Source organism: Serratia microhaemolytica (assembly GCF_004011885.1).
Taxonomy (GTDB): Bacteria; Pseudomonadota; Gammaproteobacteria; order Enterobacterales; family Enterobacteriaceae; genus Serratia_G; species Serratia_G microhaemolytica.
In genome coordinates this window covers 27,143-29,464 of record NZ_ML137210.1, presented here as the reverse complement: position 1 = coordinate 29,464, position 2,322 = coordinate 27,143, and the positions used below count along the sequence as shown (strand labels likewise).

The window sequence follows — 2,322 nt, the reverse complement described above, 5'->3', positions numbered from 1 at the left end:
CTAAATGTTCTATTGCTCATTGTTTCACCTGCTCGCGTATGAGGTGTATCTTAACACCTCTCATCAGGTGGCCAAAATTACTGTACCACTACATGATAACGGAGATGTGATTATCTCGACACCCTCAGAACGTCTGGAGGTGGTATGAGAACCACCTGCGATGGAAAAGGGGTAGTACACAAAGGGGATACCACCACGACGGGAGGTGTTGTTCTTGAGGGGGTGGAAGGGGCAAGCTTATTTTTTAATGACCATGGTTCGGCGGTGGCGTTGAAGGGGCATAAGGTTTTTTGTCCAGCCTGCGAAAGAACGGGTGTGATTGCTGAGGGTTCCAACGTCTTGTTCGTGGGTGATGACGGTACCGGTGTGGCGTTGGATGGCCATATTGTGGCGTGTGGTTGCCCTTATGGCCGTCATCGGTTGATAGCGAAGGCGAGTTCGAGTCAGGCTCTGGGTTTTTCTGGTCAGTCCTCGGGGGTATCGTCGTCTATTTCTCGCGTATCCTCTGAGTCATGGAGTTCAAGCGCAAGCTTGAGTCGGTCAAACATATCCTCTTCCCCCTCTTCCTATTCTGGTTATTATTCATCGTATGATGAATATGGCGCTGTTGCTACGGCGACATCGGCAACGCAGTCTTCAGTAAAGCAGGCTCCGCCAGTGGCTGTTTTTGCTAAATCTTGTGAGCGTGGGGAGGGATGTACAGATGCAGGGACGGAACCCGAGCCGGATTATAATTTTGGTCGCATGGCGTTCTATGTGGGGGCGACGGCCGGAGTATCGCCGACAGTGGCGGGTGGTATGGCCAACTCAGGGGGTGCTGTTGCTTTAAAATGGATAGCGGGTCGCTTTAGTTCAATCGGTACGTGGTTGATGCGCAGTAGCCCGATGGGTGCGTTAGTGATGGGGATGATGCCAGGAACGTTGAATTCGGGCGAAGATGAATACCTCGACAACTTGCGGCTACAGCAGATTGCGACACAGGGAGGCACAGCACCAACACGGGTACGTTTTAGGTGGGTGAGGAATCAGTCAGGCAAATTAGAGCCTGTAGGGTATCACACGTCAGCGGAGAGTGGCCAAGATCAGGTTCGTGTTCGCCATATGGTGTTGAATGAGGCGACAGGTGTCTATGAGTTTACTGCTGATGGTGAAAAAACCCCGACCGTATACTGGAATCCGATAGGGTTAAACATAGATATCCCGAATCATACTGGCAATACGGAACGGCCAGATATCCCTAATCCGATCATGATATTTCCGATCCCGGAAGAGATCGAAGCGGGTTTAGAGGGTTATCCTTTGCCAGAGGAGCAAGGTTTCGAGGATTACATTTTGGTATTCCCGATCCCCGATATGCCGCCGTTGTATATCTATCTGAGCAAGAATCCCAATGATCCTATTTGGACTCCAAGAAAGAAAATTACAGAGGTACAAAACGCCTATAAGCACTGGAAAAAACACGGTAAGGAATTCCCCGCGCTAAAGAATTCAAAAGAGTACATTGATGCTGTTCATGATTTTGTAAACAACCCACCAGAAGGAACATTGACCAAAAAAAGGAATAATGGGGATGAATTATTTTATCATCCTGAAACAAATACTTTTGCCTCTAAGGCAAAAAATGGTGCACCAAGGACAATGTTTAAACCCAAAGATAGAATGGATTATTGGAGAGATCAATGATGACAGAAGACTATCCATGCCCGTGTTGTGGTTCAAGGGTATTTGAGGGATTAGGTGAATATGATATCTGCCCTGTGTGTAATTGGGAGGATGACCCCTTTCAATCAAAGAACCCTTATAGAAGCGGTGGTGCAAATGAAATGAGTTTGAACGAAGCTAGGGAGGCGTTTAGACAAGGTAAAAAAGTAGAATGATGAAAATGTCTTTCTATTGAATTGACCCTTGAGAATCCTTCCACTTCCAGAGTAACCTCAAGCCTAGAAACGAAAAAACCCACCGAAAGGTGGGTTTTTTCGGGTTCGTAGAGCGCTAACTCTCGAAGCCGGGGGGTAACTGGATCTTTAGCAGGAGACAGTCACCAAAACAGTGTTATCCTGCCAACCAGGTAACAAAGCTGCCATGGTATTACGCAATCTTGTGGCGCTCTCTGTATCAGAAAGCAGACGATAGTTTATGGTGTACTAGTGCGTCTTTGTACTAGCTCAAACCTGATCTGACAGTTGCCGGTTATTTATACGAAACACACCAGTGCACATTTTTAAATTATTTTAAATCAAAATGTTAACTTTTTTAGTCAATCATCGGTAAACATCCGGCGATCTCACCTTGCGAGTTTATGTTAAGCCGCTAAGGTGAGCA

2 protein-coding genes are annotated in these 2,322 nt (G+C 46.9%); both read left to right on the top strand.

Features of this window, described 5'->3' with window-relative positions:
• Nucleotides 1-144: 144 nt before the first annotated feature.
• A complete protein-coding gene (locus EOJ37_RS00600) occupies nucleotides 145-1,683 on the top strand; it encodes an S-type pyocin domain-containing protein (RefSeq protein WP_127956606.1) in 1,539 nt (512 codons plus the stop codon).
• Nucleotides 1,683-1,877 carry a CPCC family cysteine-rich protein gene (locus tag EOJ37_RS00595; RefSeq protein WP_127956685.1) on the top strand — a complete coding sequence of 65 codons (195 nt, stop codon included), beginning with the start codon at nucleotides 1,683-1,685 and terminating at the stop codon, nucleotides 1,875-1,877. Before EOJ37_RS00600 ends, EOJ37_RS00595 begins: the two co-directional genes overlap by 1 nt.
• The last annotated feature ends 445 nt before the right edge of the window (nucleotides 1,878-2,322 follow it).

Excerpts from the sequence above, each read along its gene's own strand:
- EOJ37_RS00600 (WP_127956606.1), top strand. The coding sequence starts at position 145 with ATGAGAACCACCTGCGATGGAAAAGGGGTAGTACACAAAGGGGATACC.
- EOJ37_RS00595 (WP_127956685.1), top strand. The coding sequence starts at position 1,683 with ATGACAGAAGACTATCCATGCCCGTGTTGTGGTTCAAGGGTATTTGAG.